This window comes from Sphingomonas sanxanigenens DSM 19645 = NX02 (assembly GCF_000512205.2).
Classification (GTDB): Bacteria; Pseudomonadota; Alphaproteobacteria; order Sphingomonadales; family Sphingomonadaceae; genus Sphingomonas_D; species Sphingomonas_D sanxanigenens.
The window spans coordinates 2,293,088-2,317,980 of sequence record NZ_CP006644.1 but is presented as its reverse complement, the minus strand read 5'-3'; the positions used below and the strand labels follow the sequence as shown (position 1 = coordinate 2,317,980).

Genomic DNA, 24,893 nt, shown 5'->3' with positions numbered 1-24,893 from the left:
ATGAGCGTCGCCACGCCCTTCTTGCCGATCCTCGCGCTGATGAGCGGCGACGCGTTGCCCGTCGAAGCGCCACCGCTGCTGATCGCCGATCGGGCGGTGGCCTGGCGGGTCGCTCCCGCGTCGGTCGCGGTGACCGGCGATGTCACGCAGGAGACGGCCGCGTCGGGCGATGCGGCGGCACAATCCGCCGACGGGGCCCCGGCCCCGCCCGTGGCGCAGGGCGACGAGCCGCCGCCACCCGCAACCGATGGCGTACCGGACCTCGACGCCGATGACAGCCTGCTGCCTGGTCGCCGCCGCCCCGGTTCGGAGCGCCGCCTGCCCGAACGGGTCGAGCAGGACAATATCGGCGCGGTTCGGCCGCCGCCGCCCGAGGCGTTTCCGACCGACGAGTTCCCGCTGCCCGATCGCTGGCGGCTGGTGGAATCACTCGGCCTGGTGCGGGAACATTGGTGGGATCCCTACAACCAGAACACCTACAAGGGCGATCGGCCGCTCTGCCTGCAGAATGAGGAAGAGCGGGAGCGGCGGCGGCGCGAGAAGCTGCCCAAGTGCCGCACGCCCAAATTCCTCGGTTTCAAATCCGACGACTGGTTCCTGACGCTCAACGCGATCTCGGATACCGTCGTCGAACCGCGCAGCTTCCCGCAGCCGGTCAACCGGCAATCGGTCGACGATCCCGGCAGCAACGACGTGTTCGGCCGCGCCAACAGCCTCGTGCTGTCGCAGACCGTCATCCTCGGCGCGGCGCTGACCAAGGGCTCCACCGCCTATGAGCCGCCCAAGATCGAATATCGCGTCGCGCTGGCATTCAACACCAACTATGCCGAGGTCAGCGAGCGCCGCGTGCTGCGCGTCGAGCCGACCTATCCCAAGCACCGCCATGACGGCTTCGTCGGCGTGCAGGAATTCTTCTTCGACTATCACATCCGCAACACGTCGGACCGGTTCGACTTCGACTCCATCCGCGTCGGCATCCAGCCGCTGCAGCTGGATTTCCGCGGCTTCCTGTTCAACGACAACAATCTCGCGATCCGCCTGTTCGGCACGCGCGACAATAACCGCTTCCAGTACAGCGTCGGCGCGATCTGGCGCTTCGACAAGGATACTAACAGCGGCCTGAACGATGTCTATCAGCGGCCACGCGATGACGTCGTGATCTTCGGCAATCTGTTCCGGCAGGATTTTCCGGTCGTCGGCCTCACGAGCCAGGCGATTGCGGCGTTCAACATCAATCGCGAGGAAGACGAGATCGCGATCGACGATAACGGCTTCCCGATCCGTCCGTCGCTGCTGGGCGATCTGCGCCCCTATCGCTACGAGGTTTTCTATCCCGGCTATGCGGTGGACGGCCGTATCGGCCGGATCAACCTGTCCGCGCAGATCTACGGCGCGTTCGGCGAGATCAGCAATAATTTCTTCACCAGCGAGCCCGCCGATATCCGCGCCTATTTCGCCGCGGCCGAGGCCAGCTACGATCACGACTGGATCCGCTTCCGGCTCTCCGGTGTCTACGCCTCGGGCGACAAGGATCCGTATGACGATACGCTGGGCGGGTTCGACGCGATCTTCGAGAACCCGATCATCGCGGGCGCCGATACCAGCTACTGGATCCGCCAGGTGATCCCCTTCGCCGGCGGCGGTCGCGCGGTGGGCGTCAACGGCCGCAACGGCCTGCTGCCGTCGCTGCGCAGTTCCAAGGAACAGGGACAGTCCAACTTCAACAATCCCGGTTTCATGCTGGTAGGCGCCGGCACCGACTTCGACATCACACCGACATTCCGGCTCTCGACCAACGTCAATCACATGTGGTTCGAGAATACGAGTTCGCTGCAGGCGCTGCGCAACGAGGGCAGCATCCCCAAGTCGATCGGCTGGGATTTGTCGGCTGCGGCGATCTGGCGGCCGAAGGGCAACCAAAACATCGTCTTCCGCCTTTCGGGCGCGGTGCTCGAGCCCTCGAAGGGCTTCGCCGACCTGTTTACCAACAACCATGGGGATGATCGTTATTATTCGGTCCTCCTCAACGTGATCCTGGCCTACTGATGCTGAAGGCGACCGCCCTCCTCAAAGCCATCGCCCGCGCACGCTTCGCGCTGCTCGCCGCGTTCGTGATCCCGAGCGCGATGTCGCTGGCATCCGATGCGGAGAAGCCGCAGAAGATCGACTATGCCTTCTATGCGCCCGCGCCGGCGGACCGCAGCTATGACGACATGCAGAAGATGAACGCCGGCTGCGTCGCCTGCCACACGGACAGCGACCAGAAGACGATGCATGCCACCCCGGCGGTCAACCTGTCGTGCATCGACTGCCATGGCGGCAACCAGATCGATCCGTCATCGGTCGACGTCAACCTCCCGCAGACCGATCCGCGCTATGTCGATCGGCTCAAGGCCGCGCACGTGCTGCCGCGCTATCCCAAGAGCTGGAATTGGCCCTCCTCGGCGAACCCGAAGCAGAGCTACACGCTGCTCAACAAGGAATCGCCGGAGTTCATCCGGTTTGTGAACCCGTCCGACTATCGCGTTGCGCGCGAAAGCTGCGGCGCCTGCCACATCGAAGTGATCGAGGCCGCGGAACGCTCGCTGATGGCATCGGGTGCGATGCTATGGGGCGGCGCGGCCTATAATAACGGCATCGTTCCCTATAAGAACTATGCGTTCGGCGAGGCCTATACGCGCGATGGCGAGCCGGCGAAGATCATGTCGCCCAGCGAGACCGGTCAGCATGGCACCGTCACCGACGCGCAGAAAAAGCGCGGCGCGCTGCCGCTGCTCTATCCGCTCCCGACCTGGCACGTGATCCCGCCGGGCGACGTGTTCCGCGTGTTCGAGCGGGGCGGTCGCAATATTTCGAGCGCCTTCCCCGAATTGGCGCTGCCCAACCCCTCCGGCAACATCCAGCGGCTCGAAGAGCCCGGCCGCCCGGACCTCAAGCAATCCAATCGCGGCCCCGGCACCGGCCTGCGCGTCGCGATCCCGGTGCTCAACATCCACAAGACGCGCCTCAACGATCCGTTCACCTGGTTCCTGGGCACCAACGACCAGCCGGGCGACTATCGCTCTTCCGGTTGCGCGTCGTGCCACGTGATCTATGCGAACGATCGCGAGCCGCGGCACAGCCTGACCTATGCCAAGTTCGGCCGCGACGGGCAGAGCTTCTCCAAGGATCCGACGGTCGCCGCCAAGACGGAATGCGACGATCCGACCGAGGAGGAGGAAGAAGCGCTTCGCCCGCATGCCAAGAAGATCGAGAAAGCACATGCGAAGGGCGAACATCTCGCCTGCCCCGGTGCCCCCGATCATCCCGCGACCCTTGCGCTGAAGGGCAAGAGCCCCAGGGCCTACGGCGCGGCGCGTGGCGAAGGCCATGATCTGGATATGACGCGCGCCGGCATGAAGGACGTGGCGACCGCTGCGCGTGCGCCGGCCGGACCGCATGGCGCTGCCGGCGGTGAGCATGGCGCCGGCCGTACGATCAAGGAGCGTGGCCACCCGATCCAGCACGCCTTCACCCGCGCGATCCCGACCGCACAGTGCATGAACTGCCACATGCACCAGCCCAACATCTTCCTGAACAGCTTCCTCGGCTACACGATGTGGGACTATGAATCCGATGCGCCGCTGATGTGGCCGGTGAAGCAGAAATACCCCACCGCGGCCGAAGCGCTCGAAGTGCTCAACCGCAATCCCGAGATGGCGGCGACCCGTGGGCGCTGGAGCAACATGTCGTTCCTCCGCAACGTCTACGACACGGTCAATCCCAAGGCCAAGGACACCCAGTTCGCCGATTATCACGGCCATGGCTGGAATTTCCGCGCGATCCTGAAGCGTGACCGCGAAGGAAATCTGCTCGATGCGGACGGCAAGATCGTTTCGCCCGACGACCCCGAGAAGTTCCGCAAGGCAGGTGAAGGCGGGTTCGTGGAACCCGGCACCAACCCCGGCAAGACCGTTCACATGATGGATATCCACGCCGAGGTCGGCATGCAGTGCGCTGACTGCCACTTCGCGCAGGACAGCCATGGCAATGGCCTGATCCAGGGCGAGGTCGCCAACGCGGTGGAGATCGGCTGCAAGGATTGCCACGGCACCGCCGACGCCTATCCGACCCTGCTGACGTCGAACGTAGCGGCGCGGCCGCAGGGCACCAACCTCGCACTGCTGCGCAACGCCAATGGCGAACGCCGCTTCGAGTGGGGTTATGACAAGCATGGCCGCCGCGCGCTGATCCAGCGATCGATCGTCGATCCGGATCTCAAATGGACGGTCAGCCTCGTCAAGGATGCGGTCGATCGCAATCTCGAGAATGTGCTGGACGACAAGGGCGTGCCCTTGTTCAACCCTCGCGCCGCGCGCGCCAAGCTGATGAGCAAGCAGGGCGCCGAGGATGGCAAATTCGCCTTCGGTCCCGGCGTGGCGCCCGCCGACCGCGCGCACAATCCCGACGAGATGGCCTGCTTCACCTGCCATCTGAGCTGGACGACGAGCTGCGGCGGTTGCCACCTGCCGATCGAGGCCAACTGGAAGACGACCAGCCACAAATATGACGGGCTGGAGACGCGCAACTTCGCGACCTACAACCCGCAGGTCGCGCGCGACGAGATGTTCCAGCTCGGCCGCCACCAGACCACCAAGGGCAACCAGATCGCGCCGGTGCGCTCGACCTCGGCGCTGGTTCTGTCGTCCACCAACATCAACCGCGAACGCATCTATGTGCAGCAGCCGCCGATCAGCGCGGCCGGCTTCTCGAGCCAGGCGTTCGCCCCGCACTTCCCGCACACCGTGCGCAAGACGGAAACCAAGACCTGCACGGACTGCCATTTGTCGGCGGCGAACGACAACAATGCGATCATGTCGCAGTTGCTGCTGCTCGGCACGAACTTCGTGAACTTCGTCGGGCTGCATGCCTGGACGGGCCTGCAGGGCGGATTCGAAGCGATCCGCGTGACCGAATGGGACGAGCCGCAGGCGGTGATCGGTTCCTATCTCCACAAATATGCCTATCCCGACTGGTATGACGCGCACGTCAACCGCAACCAGCGCGAGCTGGTCGAGTGGACCCGCGGCAAGACCTTCGACAAGAAGCTGAGCGGCGAGACGGAGGCGCTGGAGCAGTTCGCCAATGTCGTTCAGGGCACGCCCGATGCGGTGCGCTGCCTGCAGCTTCGCGGCGAATATATGTATGTCGCCGAGGGCAAGAGCGGCTTCCGCGTCTATGACGTCGCCTCGATCGGCAACAAGGGCTTCTCGGAACGGATCGTGACTGCGCCCTTCTCGCCCCTGGGCCAGGACACGCACGTCAAGACGAGCAATGCGACCTGCATGGCGCTGGCGACGACGCAGCCGATCAGCATGACGCGCAACAAGCGGATCCTTGCCGAATTCCCCGAGAATGAGGAGCAGGCGCTCGAGGAAATCTATCGCTACGCCTTCATCACCGACAGCGTCGAAGGCCTCGTCCTCGTCGATGTCGACACGATGGCCGATGGCGAGTTCCGCAACAATCGGCTGAAGCGCGCGCTCACCTGGAACGTCGGCGGCATCCTGAAGGGCGCACGCCACATCACCCTCGGCGGCCGTTATGCCTATATCGCGGCTGATGCCGGCCTCGTGATCCTGAACCTCAAGGATCCGCTCAAGCCGATCCATGTCGCGACGATCCCGCTGCGCGACGCCCGCGCCACCGCGCTTCAGTTCCGCTATCTGTGGGTCACCACAGCCGACGGCCTGCAGGTGGTGGACGTCACCGGCCTTTCTGCCGATCCGGATCCGGCAAAGCCCGACCGCTGGACCGCGCCGCGCCTGATCCCCGAGGCGACGATCCCGCTTGCCGACGCCCGTCGCGTCTATCTGGCCCGCACCTATGCCTATGTCGCGGCGAAGTCGGACGGTCTGGTGATCGTCGACATCAAGAACCCGGAGGCACAGAAGATCGTCGAAAAGGTGACGTTCAACGGCGTGCTCGACGACGCCGAAGACGTCATCGTCGGCACCACCAACGCCTCGCTCTTCGCTTATGTTGCCGATGGACGGAACGGTCTGAAGGTGGTCCAGCTCACCAGCCCCGAAAGCCAGCCCAATTTCTACGGCTTCTCGCCCAGGCCGGTTCCGCAACTGATCGCCTGGGCGCGCACCCCCACCCCTGCCCTCGCGCTTTCGAAGGGCCTGGACAGGGATCGTGGCGTCGACGAGACCGGCGGCCAGATCGCGGTCTTCGGCCGCCTCGGTTCCCGTCCCTTCAACCGCAGCGAGATGGAGCGTCTGTTCCTCACGCGCCGCGGCGTGCCCTACAAGGTCAGCGACAAGCCCGACATGACGGCCTGGGTGCCCGGGATGCTGATGGCATCGGGCAAATGATGCTCTGAGTCCTTTCCCGAACCCGGGTAAAGGATCGAAGCATCACCGGATCTGATCGATCCAGTCCGGCAGTTCGCCGAGCGATTTCAACTGGCGGAAGCGTTCATGCGCTGCGGGCGCTTCGGCGCGCTCATGGCTCCACGCCAACGCCTGCGGCACGAAGGCGGCCCATGCGCCTGCCGTCAGCGCCGGCAAGACGTCTGACCGCATCGAATCGCCGGCCATGATCGCGCATCCGGGGGGCACGCCGTAACGCGTGAACAGACGCTGGAAGGTATCGGCATTCTTGTCGCTGACGATCTCGATCCCGTGGAAGCGATCCCCCAGCCCCGAGGCCGCGAGCTTGGCCTCCTGGTGGAGCAGATCGCCCTTGGTCACGAGCACCAGTCGGCCGCGATCGGCGAGCGCGTCCAGCGTCTCCTCGATGCCCGGCAGCAGTTCGACCGGGTGCGCCAGAAGGTCGCGGCCGGCGGCGAGAATCTCCGAGATCTGCCGCACGCTCAGCGCGCCGCCGCACAGCTCGATCGCCGCCTCGATCATCGACAGCGTGAAGCTCTTGGCGCCGTAGCCGTAGAGCGCGAGATTGCGGATCTCGACCGCTTCCAACCGTTCGCGCGTCACGCCCGCGTCGGCGAACGGCTTGAGGATTTCGAGCAAGGCCTGCTCGGCAATTTCGAAATGGCGCATATTGTGCCACAGCGTGTCGTCGGCATCGAGGCAGATGAGTTCGATCGTCATGGGCACCCGAATAGCAGCGCCCACACCGCGCCGCCACGGATCGAATATGCGCGCCGGCGTGTCACTCGGCCGCGTCTGCGCTCGCTTCGGTCGGGAGCAGCTTGGTCGAGACACGGACGGCGGTGTCGACCATCGGCAACGCCTCGATCGCCTTGCCCCCGGTATCGACCTTGAGCGCCTCGAAGCGGCGCGCCTGCGTCATCACCTGGCTGTCGAGGCTGCCGACGAAATCATTATAGGCGCTCGCCGCGAGGTTGAGGTTCCGGCCAAGCTTGTGGACGTGATTGCCCATCGTCACCAGGCGACGATAGAGTTCCTTCCCCACCTCGGCGACTTCCTGCGCTTGCGCGGCCAGCGCTTCCTGCCGCCACATTCCTGCCATCACCTTGGCGAGCGCCAGCATGTTGATCGTCGAGGCGATGATGACGCCCTGGCGGAACGCACCGTCGATGAGTTCCGGCGCGCGCTCCGCCGCGGCGGAAAGGAAATGCTCGCCGGGCACGAACATGACGACGAAATCGGGCGAGAGATCGAACTGACGCCAATAGGCCTTGCGGCCGAGATCATTGGCATAAGCCTTCAGCGCATTGGCGTGCTGCAGCAACAAGGCTGCGCGGCGGCCTTCATCCTCCTCGTCATAGGCCTGCTCGAAATGGACGAGCGGGCATTTGACGTCGACGACGATGCAGCGATCTCCCGGCAGGTTGATGACGCAGTCCGGGCGAAGCTGCTTCTCGCCATCGCTGACCGTCGATTGCAGCGAAAAATCGACATTCTCGGCAAGCCCGGCAGATTCGAGAATGTTGCGCAGCTGCTCCTCGCCCCAGCGCCCGCGCGCCTTGGGGCTTGACCGCAGCACGTTCGTCAGCCGCTGCGTCTCCTGCCGGACCACCTCATTGCCCGCGACGAGTTGCGCGACCGCGGTCTTGAGTTCGCCATAGCTGCCAACGCGCGCGGCCTCGACCTTCTGCAACCCTTCCTCATAGCGCTTGAGCGTCGCCTCGACCGGCGACAGCAAGGCGCGCAACTGGCCTTCGTTCTTGGCGCCCTGTTCGGCGAACCGTTCGTCGGCGCGCTTGAGCAGCAGGCTCTGCGCCTCGGTCAGCGCCTGCCCGGCGAGGTGACGGAAGCGATCTTCGACCTTGGCTTCCATCTCCTTGAGCTGGGCGAGCTGCGCGGCGTGCGACGCCGCACGTTCTTCCTCGCCGCGGACGAAGCCGGCGTTCGCCTCGGCAAGCTCGGCAATGCGGTGACGGGCATTTTCAAGCGCCGCCTCGATCGCCGGCAGCCGATCGGCCGCGGCGCGCGCTGCGCTGAGGTCCAGCCTCGCGGTGTCACGCTCGCCGCGCATCGCCTCCACCGCCTGGCGCAGGCCCGGCACCTCCGCCGCGCCGCCGCGCCAGATCAGCCAGCCGAGCGCCAGCCCGATGCCGAGCGCAACAAAAATGGCGACGATGACGAGACCCGGTTCCACGCAACCTCCACAACGGAACGAAGCGCGAACTTAGCGCCCGGACGCAGCCCTTGGCAAGCGCCTCAGGCCAGCGCCGCGGCAACGGCGCGGATGCTCGCGGCATGACGGCGGGCGAGCGCCATGCGATCGTCGCCATAACCGCCGCCCAGCGCGCTGGCGATCGGCGCGCCCAGAGCGCGCGCCAGCCGCGCGACGAACGCATCGCGCCGGTCGAGGCCGGCATCGGTGAGCGCCAGCCGGCCCAGTCGGTCGTCGACATGCGGATCGACGCCGGCCTGATAGAGGATCAGATTCGGCGCAAAGCCCTGCGCCAACGGCATCAGCGTGGCAGCCAGGGCGTCGAGATAGGCATCGTCGCCGGTGCCGTCGGGCAGCCCCACATCCACCGTCGAGCGCGCCTTGCGGACAGGAAAATTCTTCTCGGCATGGATCGAGTAGGTCGCGATCTCGGGATGACCCGCGAGCAGCGAGGCGGTGCCGTCGCCCTGATGGACGTCGACATCGACGATCAGGATCCGCGTGGCGTCGCCCTCCTCGATCAACCGGTTGGCGGCGATGGCGAGATCGTTGAACACGCAATAGCCCGCCCCGGTCGAGGCGAGCGCATGGTGGCTGCCGCCCGCGCCATTGGCGGCATGGCCGTGCGCCAGCGCCAGCTTCGCAGCGAGCCACGTGCCGCCCGGCGTGAGCTGCGCGCGCACCGCGACCGGCTCGGTCACCGGAAAACCGATGCGGCGCTCCTTCTCGGGCGGCACGCGCCGTTCGATCACCTCGGCGACATAGGCGGGATCATGCACCGCCTCGATCCACCGCCGCGGCATCGGTTCGGGCTGATGCAAGGTCAGCGGGCCGCCATCGTCGCGCAGCGCGTCGAGCAGCAGCATATATTTGTCCCAAGGGAACTGGCCGGGTCTCGGCAGCGATCGATAGCCGGGGTGGTGGACGACGTGCGTCATCCCCCTTAGGTAGGGCCCGCGACGCCCCGCCGCCAGCCGCAACCCCTTGGAGACGCCATGATCCAGCCGGTCGACAGGGCCCCCTATGTCCGGCCGGATGTAGCAGCGTTCCTTGCCTATCTGAACAACGCCCCCGGCCCGAAGCTGCACGAGCTCGAACCGGCGGCGGCGCGGCAGCTCATCGACGCGATGCGTCCGCTGGCGGATGCCGAGCCCGACACGCTGGCGCTCATCCGCGATCTCACCGTGCCGGGGCCCGCAGGCGCACTGCCCGCGCGGCTCTATGACGCACGAGAGCGCCGCGAACCGGGGCCGCTGGTGCTGTTCTTTCATGGCGGCGGCTTCGTCGTCGGCGGGCTCTACAGCCACGAGCCCTTCTGCACGCGCGCCGCGGCCCTGCTCGATCTGCCGATCCTCGTGATCGACTATCGTCTCGCGCCCGAGCATCCGTGGCCGGCCGCCCCCGATGATTGCGAAGCGGCGGCGCGCTGGGCGGCCTCCGCCACGGCGGTGCTGGAGCGCGGCGTGACCAGCCTCGTGCTCGCGGGCGACAGCGCGGGCGCGACCCTGGCGATCGTCACCGCCATGGCGCTGCGCGATCGGCCCGCCGCAGCACCGGTGATCGCGCAGATGCCGATCTATCCGGCTGTCGACTTGCGCGAGCGCGCGTGGGCGTCGGTAACGCAATTCGGTGCCGGCCATATGCTGACGATCGAATCGATGAACTGGTTCACCGAGCAATATCGCCCCGACCCGCTCGCCGTCCGCGGATCGCCGCTGCTCGGCGACCACCACCTGATGCCGCCGACGCTGCTGCTGACGGCCGGCCTCGATCCGCTGCGCGATCAGGGCCGCGCCTATGCCGCCGCCTTGATCGAGGCCGGCGTTCCCGTGATTTTCCGCGAGGCCGTGGGCAACATCCACGGTTTCATCAACTTCGCCAAGGGTATCCCCTCATCGGTCGGCGACATCGCCGGCGCGCTCGCCGCGCTCAGGCCGATGATCGCCGAGGCGGAGGCCAACCGCGTAATGGCAGAGGCTGCTCGCACGTTATGACCGACCCCGCCCCCCTTCCCTATCGCCCCGCCGCGGGCATCATGCTGATCAACGACGCGAAGAAGGTGTTCGTCGGCCAGCGCATCGATACGCGTCTCGCCGCGTGGCAGATGCCCCAGGGCGGGCTCGACGAGGGTGAGGAGCCCCAGGCCGCCGCGCTGCGCGAGCTCGAGGAGGAAACCGGCATCCGCCCCGATCTGGTCGAGGTGATCGCCTGTTCGGGCAAGGAGCTGCTCTATGATCTGCCCGCCGACATGGTCGGGCGGCTGTGGAAGGGCCGATATCGCGGCCAGCGCCAGACCTGGTTCCTGATGCGTTTCCTGGGTACCGATGCCGATGTGAAGCTGGAAACGGAGCATCCGGAATTCCATGCCTGGCGCTGGGCCGAGCCCGACGAATTGCCCGATCTGATCGTGCCCTTCAAACGGGAGCTCTATTCGGCTATCCTCAACGAATTCCGCCCCTATCTGTAAACGGAGACCGAGTAGCGACATGCGGCCTACCCGCTGGATCGTTGCGTTTATCGCGATCGCCGCGGCGCACCCTGCCTTCGCGCAATTGGCGCTGAAGGGCGCCGTCGATGCCGAAGCCAGGCCGGAGGATCCACCTGAGGCCCCGGCCGCGGATCCCTTGCTGCAGATGGTGGAACGTGCCGTCGACAAGGGCAATGATACGGAGATGGACGCGATCGTGAAGTTCGCCTCCGTCCAGTCTCCGGATCGCGCCAAGCAGTTCCAGGCGATGGCGGACAACCGCAAGAAGGCGCGGGTGGCGGCGCAACTCGCCAAGGTGCGCGACGCGCCGATCTATGAGTTGTGGGATGGTCAGGTCGAGCTGGGCGGCTTCCGCACGACCGGCAACACCGACAATGCCGGCGTGAGCGGCGCGGTGCGGGTGCATCGGGATGGGCTGCGCTGGCGCAACAATGCCGCCGCCACTGCCGACTATCAGGAAAGCGCCGGCGTTACGTCGCGGGAACGTTACACGGGTTCGCTGGAGGCGAACTATAAATTCGCGCGCAAGGGCTATGCCGTTGGCCTTCTCCAATATGAGAACGACCGCTTCCTCGGCTATGCCGCCCGCTATTCCGCATCGCTCGGTCTTGGCTATCGTGCGCTAGACGGCAACGTGACCCTCGATCTCGAGGCCGGCCCGGCGGTCCGCTATACGAATTATGTCGAGGCATCGACGGAAACCGCGATCGCCGCACGCGGTTCGATCGACTTCGCGTGGAAGATCAGTCGGAGCGTCAGCCTCGATCATGAGTTGTCGCTCTATGCGGACCACATCAACAGTTCGTTGATCGGCCAGACCGCGCTGAAGGCGAAACTGTTCGGCCCGCTCTCCGCGCAGTTCAGCTACAACGTCCAGTTCGAAAGCCAACCCACCAATGAGCGCAGGCAGCTCGACACGACGAGCCGGGCCTCGCTGGTCTATGATTTCTGATCCCGGGAACGGCGATATCAGACGGCGTCCCGTTGATTGCGGCGTGCGCCCTATGCCGCTGAAACGCCGCCGCCTTCTGTCGATGGCCATCTTCGGCCTTGCATGCGCCGCGACGCCCGGGGCGGCGCGGGCAGACTCGATGCTCGCAGATTTCGACTATGGCTGGCCGGTCCAGCGCCACAGCTTCACCAGCCAGGGTGTTGCGATGGAGATGGCGTATCTGGATGTTCCTGCCGAACGTCCCAATGGCCGAACGGCAGTGCTGCTCCATGGCAAGAATTTCTGCGCGGGTGCGTGGCAGGGAACGATCCGTGCGCTGACAGCCGCCGGCTATCGCGTGATCGCGCCCGACCAGATCGGGTTCTGCAAGTCGACCAAGCCGGACCGCTATCAATATGGTCTTCACACGCTGGCGGCGAACAGCAAGACGCTGCTCGACGCGCTGGGCGTGGCGAAGCCGATCCTTATCGGTCATTCGATGGGCGGAATGCTGGCCATCCGCTATGCGCTGCAATATCCCGACGCGGTCTCCCAACTGGTGCTGGTCAATCCGATCGGGCTGGAGGACTGGCGCGCCAAGGGTGTCCCCAACGCGACCGTCGATCAGCTTTTCGCTGGCGAACGCAAGACCAGCGCGGCGACGATCCGCGCCTATCAGCAACGCACCTATTACGCCGGCACATGGCGAGCGGACTATGATCGTTGGGTGGAGATGCTGGCCTCGATGTACGCCGGCGCAGACGGCGCGACCATTGCCTGGCACCAGGCGCTCACATCGGACATGGTCTTCAATCAGCCCGTGGTCCACGAACTCGGGCGGATCGCTATCCCCACCGTGCTGATCGTGGGCGAAAAGGACAATACCGCAATCGGCAAGGATCGTTCGGACAAGGCACTGGCCGCGACGCTGGGCGATTATCCGGTGCTCGCGCGCGAGACGGCGAAGCGCATTCCCGGCGCCGCGCTGATCACCTACCCCGATCTCGGCCATGCGCCGCAAATCCAGGCGCCCGATCGCTTCCACCGCGACTTGCTGACGGCCTTGGAGCGCTGAACCGGTTCAGCGCACCCGCAGCGCCAGCCGCACCTGCTCCGCCGCGGATGACGGCAGGCAGAGATAACCGGCATCGAACCCGGCGAGTTCTGTCAGCCCCTTCCAGTCGATGATCTCGATCTTCGGCGTTCGCGTGCGGACGAGCCCCCGACCGCGCAATTCCATCATCATCCGGTTGAGGTGGACGGACGTCATGCCGGTGCATTCGGCGAGATGGAGCTGGGTGGCAGGAAGGTCGAAGCGCAGGTCGCGCCCGCGCCCGATCAGCGCATAACGCACCGCCATCTCGCACAGCAGATGCGCAAGTCGGGCGCCGCCCGATCGGCATCCGAGGTTGAGCACCCACGTCGACAGGATGGATGTGTCGACAATGCTGTCGCGCCAGAACGCGCGGCCGATGCCGGGATAGAGATCGAGCAGCGGCAACAGCGCCGCGTGCGGAACGGCAAGCATCGTCGAGCGGGACAGGGCCTGAAGCCCCGTGCTCGCCTCCGGCGCGACGAGCGAATGAAGGTCGGCCATGTCCCCGGGGATGTGCAGCGCGAAAATCTGGCGTGCACCCGCCGCGGTCTGCGCGAACCGTCCCACCAGGCCCTCCGCGACGAGGCAGGCATGACGGCTATTTTCACCCAGACGAATGAAATCATGGTTCGCGGCGACATCGATGAACTCGCACGGCAGCCCAAGGATCGCGTTCCGTTCCTCATCGCTCAACGTTGACCGCATCTGCAGCCGTTCCAGCCATAATCGTAACGCGGGTAAATGCTTCGCAACCTGCATGCCGTCTCCAGGATCGTCGAGGCAATCACGCCCCGCATCCGGAAGTTCGAAAGCATCCGCCTGCCGATTCTGGCTTCAACAAATGTTATCGCGGCTTCGATCAGAAGGGATTGTTCTGGCGAAGCCACGTCGCCGAAAATTGTCGTTGTACATCCGGTACATCGCATTGCTCGCCGCACTTGGCGGCGACGAGCCGGGAACTCGTGGACGACCGATCTCGTTTCACAGGCGTGATCGATCCCCGCGAATGCGCGGTCGCATGATCGCAGGCCAAGGAGACACTGACGGGAGAGGCCGTTCGAGATGAAGTACCGAAAAGCGCTGAACCAATGGCTCGATCGCCTGCTGATGCGATCCGAACTCAGCACCCGCGAACGCGATGCCGTGTTGGCATTGCCGTGCGATTTGGTCGAGGTGAGTGCGAATCGCGATTTCGTGCGGCTCGGCGACCACACCACCCACGCCTGCCTCGTCACCGATGGGCTTGTCGGTCGATTCGCGCAAACGGCAGATGGTGAGCGTCAGATCACCGCGCTCCATGTTCCGGGCGACATGGTCGATCTTCATTCGGTGGTATCGCCCGCGGCGACGTCGGCGCTGCAGGCCATAGGACGCACCACGATCGTCCGTGTCCCTCACATGGCGTTGAAGCGCACGGCCGACGAGCTTCCGGAACTGGGCCGCGCATTCTGGCGGGATTGCGTCGTCGATGCGGCCATCCTGGCGACCTGGGTGATCAACGTCGGTCACCGACCCGCTGCGGCGCGGGTTGCCCACCTGATCTGCGAGCTGGCGGTGCGATACGCGGCGATCGGGCTGGCCAACGGCCAGAGCTTCCCGTTCCTGCTGACGCAGAGCCAGCTTGGCGAGACGACGGGCATGACCTCGGTGCACGTCAACCGCATGATCGCGCAGCTGCGCGAACGGCGCCTGCTGGCGTGGCGTTCGCGCATGATCGAGATCGTGGACTGGCCGGGGTTGCGCACGCTTGCAGGCTTCGATCCGCTCTATCTGAGCCTGCCCGAGGATCTGTTGCGCCGGATCTACGCGCTGTTCGGCACGAGCCGGCGGATGACGGCGGCCTAGCCTTGGTCGCCCCTGTCGCGTGACGACCGCCGCCGTTCGACAAAGGCGGCCTTTTCGGCAAGCGCGGTCCATTGCCGGGCAGCCTGGAGATGAATGCGCATGCGATGCGGCAATGTTTCGGCCCTGGCGGCATCGATACTTGCCTGTGCACGGATGACATAGTGCCGGTAAGGCGGAACATGATCCGCATCGAGCGTCTCCGCCGGGGCAGAATCCTCGCTGTCCATCGATGCCTCCCATTTACTCCGGAAATCGACGAACTGCGCGGCCGACGGTTCCACTCACGCCGGGCGAAGTTCGGCAGGATCAACATCGGTTAAGCATTTTGACGCTTGGGCGGCGTGTCGACCCGAGTTGCAGCCGCCAGGGCCGCAATTTTTCCGCCGATCGGAGAGATAGAATGGTAGCGGAGGAGGGACTTGAACCCCCGACACGCGGATTATGATTCCGCTGCTCTAACCAGCTGAGCTACTCCGCCCCACGGGCAAATCCGGCGGCCAGCGCCGGAAGAAGCGCGCCTATAGGCATAGCCGATGTGCCGGTCAACTGGCGTTGAACGCGAAGTGCCATTATGCGCGCAGATGGCAGGCCGCGGGGCCGAAGGGTGGGAGAGCGATTTGAGCGTTCGAGACAAATATGATGTGCTGATCGTGGGCGCCGGGCATGGTGGCGCGCAGGCGGCGGTGGTGCTCCGCCAGCTCAAGTTCGAAGGCACGATCGCGTTGCTGGGCGACGAGAACGAGCCCCCTTACGAACGGCCGCCGCTTTCCAAGGATTATCTCTCCGGCGACAAGTCATTCGAGCGCATCCTGATTCGGCCCCAGGCCTTCTGGGGCGAACGCGGCGTGGATCTGCTGCTCGGGCGCCGTGTCGCGTCAGTGGATCCCAAGGCGCACAGCGTGACGCTGAGCGATGGCGCGGTGGTCGGCTATGGCAAGCTGATCTGGGCGACGGGCGGCACGCCGCGTCGCCTGACGTGTCCGGGCGGCGACGCCATCGGCGTCCATTCGGTGCGCAACCGTGAGGATGTCGACAAGATCGTGGAAGAGCTCCCCGCGGTCACCGAGGCGGTCGTGATCGGCGGCGGCTATATCGGCCTCGAAGCTGCGGCAGTGCTGAGCAAGTTCAACAAGAAGGTGACGCTGCTCGAGGCGCTCGATCGGGTGCTGGCGCGCGTCGCCGGGGAGCAGCTGTCGCGCTTCTATGAAGAAGAACATCGTGCGCACGGCGTCGATCTGCGCACCGGCGTCACCGTCGAATCGCTCGCATGCAGCGATGGCCGCGTGTCGGGCGCGGTGCTGGCCGATGGCAGCGTGGTGCCGGCCCAGCTCGTCATCGTCGGCATCGGCATCGTGCCTGCGGTCGGCCCGCTGCTGGAGGCTGGCGCGGCCGGTGGCAATGGCGTGGACGTCGACGAATATTGCCGTACCAGCCTGCCGGACGTCTATGCGATCGGCGATTGCGCCGCGCATTTCAATGGCTTCGCGGGCGGTGCTCAGATGCGGGTCGAATCGGTCCAGAACGCCAACGACCAGGCGGCGACCGCGGCCCGCGATATCGCCGGCGAGCCGCAGTCCTATAACGCCGTGCCCTGGTTCTGGTCGAATCAATATGATCTGCGGCTCCAGACCGTGGGCCTGTCGGTGGGGCATGACGAGGCGGTGTTGCGCGGCGATCCTGCAACGCGCTCTTTCTCCGTCGTCTACCTGAAGGCGGGTAAGGTGATCGCGCTCGACTGCGTCAACGCAACCAAGGACTATGTCCAGGGCCGCGCGCTTGTGGTGGGCGGACTTGGCCCCGACCGAGCCGCGCTTGCCGACGCGACGGTGCCGCTCAAGATGCTGGTACCCGCCGGCTGATCCGCGCGTGAGGGAACTCGCTCCCACCCTGCGCGCTTGTCTGGAAACAGCAAGGAGCAAGGATGATGGGCGATACCAAACCGGATGAGGCCGAGGACGCGATCGAGAATGAAGACGACGCGGTGAACGCGGTCGGCGCTGCGGCGCAGACCGCGGATCCGTCTGTCGGCCGCCCCGTATCGGGGATGCCGCTCGGCGGGCCGCACGATCTCGGCAAAGAGGCGCATGACCGTGCGCGCGAGGAGCGCCGCAAGGCCTGACGCTTACAGCGATCGTCCTCGCGGCGATGGATGAAGCGTGTCGCCAGCGCTAACAGGATAGGGTGACGCGCCTTTTCCCCATCGCTGCCCTTCTTGCGGCTCTCGCTACGGCGACGGGCTGCCGATCACCGCAACGCCAGGCGCTTCCGCAGGACATGCTCGTGCGTGTCACCGAGGATGAGGTGAAGGGACTCGATCCGCAGAAAGTGTCCGACCTTGCTTCCTTGCGCGTCGCCTCCGACCAGTTCGAAGGGCTGACCCGGATGACCGCCGCGGGAACGGCCGAGCCAGGCCTCGCTTCGACATGGAGCATGTCCCCCGACGGGCTCGAGTGGCGCTTCAGGCTCCGCGCAGGCCTGAGGTTCTCGGACGGCGTGCCGATCACGCCGGCGCTGTTCCCCGCGGTGCTGGAACGCCTGCGCGCGGCCGGAACCGCAGCGCCGACGATCGCCCTGTTCGCTGCGATCCGGTCGATGGATGCGCAGGGCGATACCGTTCTGGTCCATCTCCATCACCCGCAGCCCGCTCTACCCGAACTGATGGCGCATCCCGCGCTGGCGGCTTTACCGCTCCACCGGATGGCCGCCCTCGGCGAGCGCTGGACATCGGAACGACCCTTGGTCGCATCGGGCGCCTATCGGCTGAGCGGGTGGACGCTCAACGAACGGCTGACACTCGAGGCCAACCCGGCCTGGCACGACGGACGGCCGCCGGTGGCGCGGGTGGTGTGGCGGCCAGTGGACGACCGGTTGGCATCGTTGCGCCTGTTCGAAACCGGCGGTGCCGACACGGTAGGCGAGATCCCCACCGCGCGGCTCGCCTGGCTGCGCGATCGCGATCCACGTGCGGTGCATGTCGCACCCTATCGGGGCACCTATTATCTGGCTTTCAACACACGGCGGCCGCCCTTCGACGATGCCAGGGTAAGGCGTGCGCTTTCGATGACGGTCGATCGGGCGTGGATCTCGGGGCCGCTGCTGGCGTCCGGCACGTTGCCCGCGTTCGGCGTGGTGCCACCGGGCCTCGGCCTGCCGCGCTGGCAGCCGGAATGGGCGCACTGGTCGCTCGACCGCCGCCGCGCCGCCGCGCGGGCCTTGCTGACCGCAGCGGGCTACGGGCAGCACAACCCGCTGGTCTTCGACATCCGCTTCAACACCGATGCCGATCATCGTCGCATCGCCATCGCGCTTGCCGCAATGTGGCAGCCGCTGGGCGTCGAAGCGCGCTTGTTCAACAGCGAGGGGACGCTGCATTTCGCCAGCCTCAGGCGTGGCGATTTCGCGCTCGCGCGGTCCGGCTGGATCGGCGATATCTCGGCGCCGGAGAATTTCCTTGCCGTCCATCGTTCGGATGCAGGGGCGATCAACTATTCGGGCTATGCCAGCCCCGCGTTCGATGCCGCGCTCGATGCCGCCACGGCAATCGCCGCCCCCCGCGCGCGGGCGATGGCGATGCGCCGCGCCGAAATCCTTCTCGCAGGCGACGCACCGATCCTTCCGATCTATTTCTACGTCAGCCGCTCGCTTGTCGCGCCGCGCGTCGGGGGTTGGCGCGATAACCCCGCCAACATACACCCGTCGCGCACCCTGACGATCATGAGCCGCTGAATGACCGCCCGCAGCCTCCGTTCCTACCCGGCGATGCGCGCGGCGCTGACGCTCTTGGCCGTGCTTGCGACCGCCGGATGCGAGCGTGACGATGGCGGACCGGTCGAGGTGAGCGTGATCGGCCCTGCTGCCGTGATCGCGGATCCGGCCCGCGCCGCGCCGACTGCGCCCACTGCCGTGTTGCTGGGTGCCGTCGCGCAGGGGCTGGTGCGCTTCGATGCCAATGGCCAGATAGAACCCGCGCTCGCCGAACGCTGGATCGTGTCCGAGGATGGCACCAGCTACATCTTCCGTCTCGCCGACCTGCATTGGACCGACGGCGCGGCGGTGACGAGCGAGGCCGTCGCCCGCCGGCTGCGCGCGGCCATCGCGCGGACCGGCAGCCATCCCGATCGTGGGCTGTTCGAGGTGGTCGACGAGATCGCCGTGATGACCGATCGCGTCATCGAGATCCGTCTGAAAACGCCGCGACCGAACCTGCTGCAACTGCTCGCCCAGCCGGAAATGGCGCTGCTTTCCGGGCGCGACGGCACCGGCCCGATGCGGATCGAACGCAGCACGGCAGGCGCGCTGCTGTTGTCGCCGATCGCCGATGACGATCCGGATACGCCGCCTCCGGCCGCCTGGGATAAGGCGCGCATGCGGGGCGAGCCCGCGTCGCGTGCCGTAGCCCGCTTTCGCCGCGGAGATGCCGATCTCGTGCTTGGCGGCACCTTCGCGACGCTGATGTATGCGCAGGTCGCCAACGTGCCCGCGCGCCAGCTGCGTGTCGATCCGGCGCCGGGCCTTTTCGGCGTGGCCGCGCTCAACCGCGACGGCCTCCTGGGTGACCATGATGCGCGCGTCGCCTTGACGATGGCGCTCGATCGCGGCGACCTGCTCGGCCGTTACGCCATTCGCGGCTGGGCGCCGATGCTGAGCCTCACGCCCGAACAGCTCGATTCCGCGACGCCGCCGACGCAGCCCACCTGGGGCGCACTCGACCTCGCCGAGCGCCGGCGCATCGCTGCAACGCGTGTCGCCGCATGGCGCGCAGAAAAGCCGCAGCCGCAGCTCCGCCTCGCGCTTCCCGCGGGCCCCGGTGCTCGGCTGCTGTTCGCCTGGCTGCGCGCGTCCTGGCGCGGGATCGGTGTCGATCTCGTCGCGGTCGCGGAAGGCGAGCCGGCGGACCTCGCGCTGATCGATTCGGTGGCACCAATGGACAGCGTGAGCTGGTATCTCGACCGGATTTCCTGCGCGCGCGGCTATGCCTGCGATCCCGAGGCCGAGGCCAAAAGATTGCTCGGCCGCAACGCCCGCTCGCTGGACGATCGCGCCCGCCTGCTCGCGGAGGGGGAGGTCGCGGCAAGCGAGGCGGCATGGTTCATCCCCCTCGCCCGCCCGTTGCGTTGGTCGCTCGTCAGCCCCCGCCTCTCCGAATATCGCGAGAATGCGCGCGCAATCCACCCGCTCACCGCACTGCGACCGCCCCGGCGCTGAACGCGTTGCGATGGCGCGATCTTGAAAATCGCCGCCGGCATCCAAGATCATCGGAGGGTCGCCGCTCTTCCCTTCACCCGGGCGCGCGGCCAGGAGGATAGGATGGCTGTTTCGCCGCGTGAGTTCAATCGTTTCGCCGATGCGCTGCCGCTCGGCCGCGATCCCGCAGCGGTGCGCCAGCGGATCGAGGCGATGGAGATGTTGCTCGAGCGGCTGGTCGTGATCCCCGGGCTCAATCGCCCGGTCGGTCTCGACGCGATCGTCGGGCTGATCCCCGTGGTGGGCGACATATTGACCACGGCGATGGGCGCATGGATCGTCTGGGAAGCCCGCAACCTCGGCATGTCGAAATTCCAGCTCACGCGGATGGCCGGCAATGTCGGCCTCGACGCCGTGCTCGGCGCCGTGCCGCTGGTGGGGGACCTGTTCGACTTCGTCTATCGGTCGAACAGCAAGAACCTGCGCATCATCAAGAAACATCTCGACAAGCATCATCCCGCGACGGCGACGATCACCATGCCGAACTGAGGCGGCGATATCCTTGCGGATCAGGCGATCCGCGAGGCCATCTGCCACCATGCGGGATGCGCTGCGGCGATCGCCGCGGCAGCGGCGTCGCGCGCGGCCGCTTCATCGAACAGTGCGAAAGCCGTCGCGCCCGAACCCGACATGCGCGCGAGCCGGACACCCGGTTGCGCCGCCAATGCCTCGATCGCGATCGAGACTTCGGGCACGAGGTGTCGCGCCGGCGGTTCGAGATCATTGCGACCCGCCAGCGCCGCGTCGAGCGGGTCGCCATAGTCCAACGCGCCGCGATCCACGCCGTCCCATGCCTTGAACACCGGTCCGGTGGGGCAAGCGACGCCCGGATTGACGAGCAGCAGCGGCATGGCCTGCAACCTGCCCGGCGCCACCCGCACCAGCGCATCCCCCCGCCCCTCGCCACGCGTCATTCGCCCGTCGAGGCAGGCGGGCACGTCCGCGCCGAGGCTTGCCGCGAGCGCAGGCAGTCGCGCATCCTCCGGTACGATACCGTGCGCACGCGCCATCAGCCGCAGCGCCGCCGCCGCATCCGCCGATCCGCCGCCGATCCCGGCCGCGATCGGCAGCTTCTTGTCGAGCGCGAATGCGCCGCGTTCCGGTGTGCCGAAGGCGGCGGCGAAGCTGCGCGCCGCGCGAAGGATGAGATTGTCATCGTCCGCGGACAGTCCGGCGCCGAAGCGCCCGCCGATCACGAGCGACAGCGGCGCTTCCGGCGCCAGCGTCAGCCTGTCGCCATCCTCGGCGAAGGCGAACAGCGTTTCCAGGGCGTGGTAGCCATCGGGCATTCGCGCCCGGACGTGGAGCGCGAGATTGATCTTCGCGCGCGCGACTTCATGCAGCAATTCCGCCATCGTCGGATCAGCGTGTGCGCTTTGCCGGCATGCCGCGGTCGATCTTTCCGCGAAGACGATCGACCGCATCACCCTCGGCGAACACCAGCGCCGAGCGCCAGGCGTAGCGCGCCTCATAACGCCGCCCGACCGCCCAATAGGCATCGCCGAGATGCTCGTTGATCGCCGATTCGGACGGTTCGCCTTTCACCGCGCGTTCGAGCGTCTCGATCGCACGGGGTATGTCGCCCCGCAGATAATAGGCCCAGCCAAGCGAGTCGGTGATCGCGGCGTCCTCGGGCCGGAGCGCGCTGGCCCGCGCGACCAGCTTCATCGCGGCATCGACATTCTCGCCGCGCTCGAGCTGCGCATAACCGAGATGGTTGAGAACCATCGCATTTTCGGGCGCCAGTGCGGCGGCCTTCTCGAGTTCGGGGCGGGCCTCGTTCCACCGCCCTGCCCGCTCCAGCGCCGATCCACGCAACAGCCACAAGGTCCATGGCGCGGTGCCGCCACCGGCCTGCACCATCGCGATCGCGCGGGCATAGGCCTCCGCCGCGCCGTCGAACGCCCCTGCCTGCCCGCGCACATCCCCCAGCCGGCTCCAGTCGTTGACCGTCGCCCCCGGCGCCGTCGCGGCGGCCTCGGCCGCAGCGAGCGCGGCCGTGCGATCCCCGTTGCGCAGCAACAGCGCAACACGCTGGTTCAAGGCCAAAGAGGCAAGAATATCGTCGTCGGGTATGCGATCGAGTACCGCGAGCGCTTCATCGACATTGTCGCCGCTGGCAAGCGCTTCGCTCATCGCCAGCTTGGCGGCGCTGCTGTCCGGCGCGAGGACCAGCGCGTTGCGCGCCAGCGAGATCGCCAGCATCGGCAGGCGCTCGCGCGAGATGTCGGCGGACAGCTTGGCGAGCAGCGCGGAGATGCCTTCGGCGGGATCGTCGATCGTTCCTGCGAGCGGCCGACCGGCGGCGATGCGCGCGCGCGCGGCGACAAAGACAGCATCGCCGCCATCGAGCAGCGACAGCGCCTTGTCCGTCTTGCCCGAAGCGGCCAGCCGGGCGGCGACGGCGACCCGCAGCGTCGTATTGCGGCTGCTGCCACCGCCGAGAAGCGCCGTTGCGCGCACCGCGGCGACGCTGTCGTCGATGTCGCCCTGCGCAGCGAGCAGCAGCGCCCGGTGCTCTGCGGCGTAGGCGCCGGCGAGCGCGCCGCCCTTGCCGGTGTCGAGGATCGCGACGGGATCGCCGGTGCCGGAGCCGAACGCGATCCAGGCGCGGATGACGGGCACGAGGAAGTCGAACGCGCCTTCCTTCTCGATGCGCGCGATCTGCCGGCCCGCATCGGCCCAGTCCTCTACGCGCACGGCACGGGTCAGGAGCACCATGCGCGCGTCGCTGGGCAGCACGCCGGCGCGGTCCAGCACGCCGGCCGCGCGCAGCGCCAGCGCCTCGTCTCCGGCAGCCATCGCCTGCCGCAGCGCGCGCAGCGCCAGCACCGCATCATCGGGCGTGGCATCGAGCGCCGCGGCATAGCCGGAGGCCGCTTCCGCGGCATTGCCGCCGGCATCGGCGGCGCGCGCACGGACATAGCTGCCAAGCGGCGACAGGCTCACCTGGCTGGCGAACGCCGGTGCGCTCCCGCCGATGAGGAGCAGCGCCAGCGCAGTCGCGAAGCCAGGCTTACATGTTCGGATAGTTCGGTCCTCCGCCGCCCTCGGGCACGACCCAGTTGATGTTCTGGGTCGGATCCTTGATGTCGCACGTCTTGCAGTGGACGCAATTCTGCGCATTGATCTGGAAGCGCGGGTTTCCCTCTTCCAGACCGACCACCTCATAGACGCCGGCAGGACAGTAGCGCTGTGCCGGCTCGTCATAAAGCGGCAGATTGTGCTGGATCGGGATATCCGGATCCTTCAGCGTCAGATGGACCGGCTGATCCTCCTCGTGATTGGTGTTCGACAGGAACACCGAGGAGAGGCGATCGAAGCTGAAAACACCGTCGGGCTTGGGATAATCGATCTTCGGGCACTGGTTCGCCTGCCACAATTTTTCATGGTCCGGCTTGTGCCTGAAGGTGAAAGGAAGCCCGATCTTCAGGTACCGCATCCACATGTCGGTACCGGCCACCAGCGTGCCGACGGTACCGCCGAACTTGGAGACTGCGGGCTCGACATTGCGCACCATCTTGAGCTCGGTCGCGATCCAGCTCGCATTGAGCGTCTCCGGATAGGCGGTGAGTTCGTCCGCCGCACGCTCCGCCGCGATCGCGTCGAACGCGGCCTCGGCGGCGAGCATGCCGGACTTCATCGCGGTATGGCTGCCCTTGATGCGCGGCACGTTGACGAATCCCGCCGAGCAGCCGATCAGCGCGCCGCCGGGAAAGACCAGCCTGGGCACCGACTGCCAGCCACCCTCGTTGATCGCGCGTGCGCCATAGGAGACGCGCTTGCCGCCCTCCAGGATGGCGCGGATCGCCGGGTGCGTCTTCCAGCGCTGGAATTCCTGGAACGGCGACAGGTGCGGATTCTTGTAGCTGAGCGCGACGACGAAGCCGAGCGCCACCTGGCCATTGGCCTGATGATAGAGGAAGCCGCCGCCCCACGCATCGTCGAGCGGCCAGCCCTGGGTGTGGATCACGCGGCCCGGCACATGTTTCGCCGGATCGATGTCCCACAATTCCTTCAGGCCGATGCCATAGACCTGCGGCTGGCAGTCCGCCTCCAGATCGAAGATGCGCTTCAATTCCTTCGTGAGGTGGCCACGCACGCCTTCCGCGAAGAAGGTGTATCTGGCGTGGAGTTCGAGCCCCGGCTGATAGTCCGGCTTGTGCGTGCCGTCGCGCGCGACGCCCATGTCGCCGGTGGCAACGCCCTTCACCGAACCATCCTCGTTGAACAGCACCTCGGCGGCGGCGAAGCCGGGGAAGATTTCAACGCCGAGCCCCTCGGCCTGCTCCGCCAGCCAGCGGCAGAGATTGCCGAGCGAGCCGGTGTAGGTTCCCTTGTTGTTCATGAAGGGCGGCATCATCGCGTGCGGCATCTCGTGCTTGCCACTGCCGGTCAGCACCCAGTGATGATTTTCGGTCACCGGCACGTCGGCCATGGGGCAACCCATCGTGCGCCATTCGGGCAGCAGTTCATCCAGCGCGCGCGGATCGACCACCGCACCCGAAAGGATGTGGGCGCCGATCTCGGAGCCTTTTTCCAGCACGCACACCGAAATTTCGGCCGACCGCTCGGCGGCAAGCTGCTTCAGGCGGATCGCAGCGGCGAGGCCGGCGGGGCCACCGCCGACGATCACCACGTCATAAGGCATCGATTCGCGCTCTCTCATACTCTCCAATCCCGCCTCGCCGCTCCGTCAA

20 protein-coding genes and 1 tRNA gene are annotated in these 24,893 nt (G+C 66.6%); 12 read left to right on the top strand and 9 right to left on the bottom strand.

The window, feature by feature from the left end; all coding sequences use genetic code 11:
- Entirely contained in the window at positions 1-2,046 is a 2,046-nt protein-coding gene (locus NX02_RS10675; protein WP_025292187.1) for a hypothetical protein, read from the top strand.
- Complete coding sequence (locus NX02_RS10670) at positions 2,046-6,359, top strand: hypothetical protein (protein ID WP_025292186.1); 4,314 nt, start codon at positions 2,046-2,048, stop codon at positions 6,357-6,359. Before NX02_RS10675 ends, NX02_RS10670 begins: the two co-directional genes overlap by 1 nt.
- A 42-nt stretch (positions 6,360-6,401) precedes the next feature.
- On the opposite strand, the gene NX02_RS10665 is transcribed toward NX02_RS10670, so the two are convergent.
- The 3 genes from NX02_RS10665 to NX02_RS10655 form a co-directional block, all read right to left on the bottom strand.
- Positions 6,402-7,097, bottom strand: a complete 696-nt coding sequence (locus tag NX02_RS10665; RefSeq protein WP_025292185.1) for an HAD family hydrolase — start codon at positions 7,095-7,097, stop codon at positions 6,402-6,404.
- Between the two features lie 61 nt (positions 7,098-7,158).
- Complete coding sequence (locus NX02_RS10660; RefSeq protein WP_025292184.1) at positions 7,159-8,571, bottom strand: DNA recombination protein RmuC; 1,413 nt, start codon at positions 8,569-8,571, stop codon at positions 7,159-7,161.
- A 62-nt stretch (positions 8,572-8,633) separates the two neighbouring features.
- Positions 8,634-9,527: a histone deacetylase family protein gene (locus NX02_RS10655; RefSeq protein ID WP_025292183.1), complete on the bottom strand. Its 894-nt coding sequence runs from the start codon at positions 9,525-9,527 to the stop codon at positions 8,634-8,636.
- A 57-nt stretch (positions 9,528-9,584) separates the two neighbouring features.
- Here NX02_RS10655 and NX02_RS10650 point away from each other — a divergent pair, with 57 nt between their 5' ends.
- The 4 genes from NX02_RS10650 (at position 9,585) to NX02_RS10635 (ending at position 13,083) form a co-directional block, all read left to right on the top strand.
- Complete coding sequence (locus NX02_RS10650) at positions 9,585-10,583, top strand: alpha/beta hydrolase (protein ID WP_025292182.1); 999 nt, start codon at positions 9,585-9,587, stop codon at positions 10,581-10,583.
- The gene (locus tag NX02_RS10645; protein ID WP_025292181.1) at positions 10,580-11,056 is read left to right on the top strand and encodes an RNA pyrophosphohydrolase; all 477 of its coding nucleotides are present in this window, start codon (positions 10,580-10,582) and stop codon (positions 11,054-11,056) included. Before NX02_RS10650 ends, NX02_RS10645 begins: the two co-directional genes overlap by 4 nt.
- Positions 11,057-11,075: 19 nt before the next feature.
- Entirely contained in the window at positions 11,076-12,029 is a 954-nt protein-coding gene (locus NX02_RS10640; protein WP_025292180.1) for a DUF481 domain-containing protein, read from the top strand.
- Positions 12,030-12,168: 139 nt separating this feature from the next.
- On the top strand, positions 12,169-13,083 hold the full coding sequence (locus NX02_RS10635; RefSeq protein ID WP_245648828.1) for an alpha/beta fold hydrolase: 915 nt from the start codon (positions 12,169-12,171) through the stop codon (positions 13,081-13,083).
- A gap of 6 nt (positions 13,084-13,089) precedes the next feature.
- Here the strand turns inward: NX02_RS10635 and NX02_RS10630 are convergent, their stop codons facing one another.
- Positions 13,090-13,809, bottom strand: a complete 720-nt coding sequence (locus NX02_RS10630) for a Crp/Fnr family transcriptional regulator (protein WP_162232673.1) — start codon at positions 13,807-13,809, stop codon at positions 13,090-13,092.
- Between the two features lie 357 nt (positions 13,810-14,166).
- On the opposite strand from NX02_RS10630, the gene NX02_RS10625 reads away from it, so the two are divergent.
- Complete coding sequence (locus tag NX02_RS10625; RefSeq protein ID WP_025292177.1) at positions 14,167-14,949, top strand: Crp/Fnr family transcriptional regulator; 783 nt, start codon at positions 14,167-14,169, stop codon at positions 14,947-14,949.
- Here the strand turns inward: NX02_RS10625 and NX02_RS10620 are convergent.
- Together NX02_RS10620 and NX02_RS10615 are read right to left on the bottom strand one after the other, a co-directional pair.
- Positions 14,946-15,176 carry a hypothetical protein gene (locus NX02_RS10620; protein WP_158013988.1) on the bottom strand — a complete coding sequence of 77 codons (231 nt, stop codon included), beginning with the start codon at positions 15,174-15,176 and terminating at the stop codon, positions 14,946-14,948. The two genes, NX02_RS10625 and NX02_RS10620, sit on opposite strands and share 4 nt — an antisense overlap.
- A 174-nt stretch (positions 15,177-15,350) precedes the next feature.
- Positions 15,351-15,427: transfer RNA gene (locus tag NX02_RS10615), tRNA-Met, on the bottom strand.
- 139 nt (positions 15,428-15,566) lie between these two features.
- Here NX02_RS10615 and NX02_RS10610 point away from each other — a divergent pair.
- From NX02_RS10610 to NX02_RS10590, 5 genes are all read left to right on the top strand, one after another.
- The gene (locus NX02_RS10610) at positions 15,567-16,808 is read left to right on the top strand and encodes an NAD(P)/FAD-dependent oxidoreductase (protein ID WP_025292175.1); all 1,242 of its coding nucleotides are present in this window, start codon (positions 15,567-15,569) and stop codon (positions 16,806-16,808) included.
- A gap of 62 nt (positions 16,809-16,870) precedes the next feature.
- The gene (locus NX02_RS10605) at positions 16,871-17,068 is read left to right on the top strand and encodes a hypothetical protein (RefSeq protein WP_025292174.1); all 198 of its coding nucleotides are present in this window, start codon (positions 16,871-16,873) and stop codon (positions 17,066-17,068) included.
- Positions 17,069-17,223: 155 nt separating this feature from the next.
- Positions 17,224-18,675, top strand: a complete 1,452-nt coding sequence (locus NX02_RS10600; protein ID WP_158013987.1) for a peptide ABC transporter substrate-binding protein — start codon at positions 17,224-17,226, stop codon at positions 18,673-18,675.
- On the top strand, positions 18,676-20,154 hold the full coding sequence (locus NX02_RS10595; RefSeq protein ID WP_039996531.1) for an ABC transporter substrate-binding protein: 1,479 nt from the start codon (positions 18,676-18,678) through the stop codon (positions 20,152-20,154).
- Positions 20,155-20,256: 102 nt separating this feature from the next.
- Positions 20,257-20,682 carry a DUF4112 domain-containing protein gene (locus NX02_RS10590; protein ID WP_025292171.1) on the top strand — a complete coding sequence of 142 codons (426 nt, stop codon included), beginning with the start codon at positions 20,257-20,259 and terminating at the stop codon, positions 20,680-20,682.
- A gap of 20 nt (positions 20,683-20,702) precedes the next feature.
- On the opposite strand, the gene NX02_RS10585 is transcribed toward NX02_RS10590, so the two are convergent.
- The 3 genes from NX02_RS10585 to NX02_RS10575 form a co-directional block, all read right to left on the bottom strand.
- On the bottom strand, positions 20,703-21,548 hold the full coding sequence (locus tag NX02_RS10585) for a 4-(cytidine 5'-diphospho)-2-C-methyl-D-erythritol kinase (protein ID WP_025292170.1): 846 nt from the start codon (positions 21,546-21,548) through the stop codon (positions 20,703-20,705).
- A 7-nt stretch (positions 21,549-21,555) separates the two neighbouring features.
- Positions 21,556-23,142, bottom strand: coding sequence for a tetratricopeptide repeat protein (locus tag NX02_RS10580; RefSeq protein ID WP_053000632.1), 1,587 nt, complete (start codon positions 23,140-23,142; stop codon positions 21,556-21,558).
- 67 nt (positions 23,143-23,209) lie between these two features.
- Entirely contained in the window at positions 23,210-24,862 is a 1,653-nt protein-coding gene (locus tag NX02_RS10575; RefSeq protein WP_025292168.1) for an electron transfer flavoprotein-ubiquinone oxidoreductase, read from the bottom strand.
- Between the last annotated feature and the right edge of the window lie 31 nt (positions 24,863-24,893).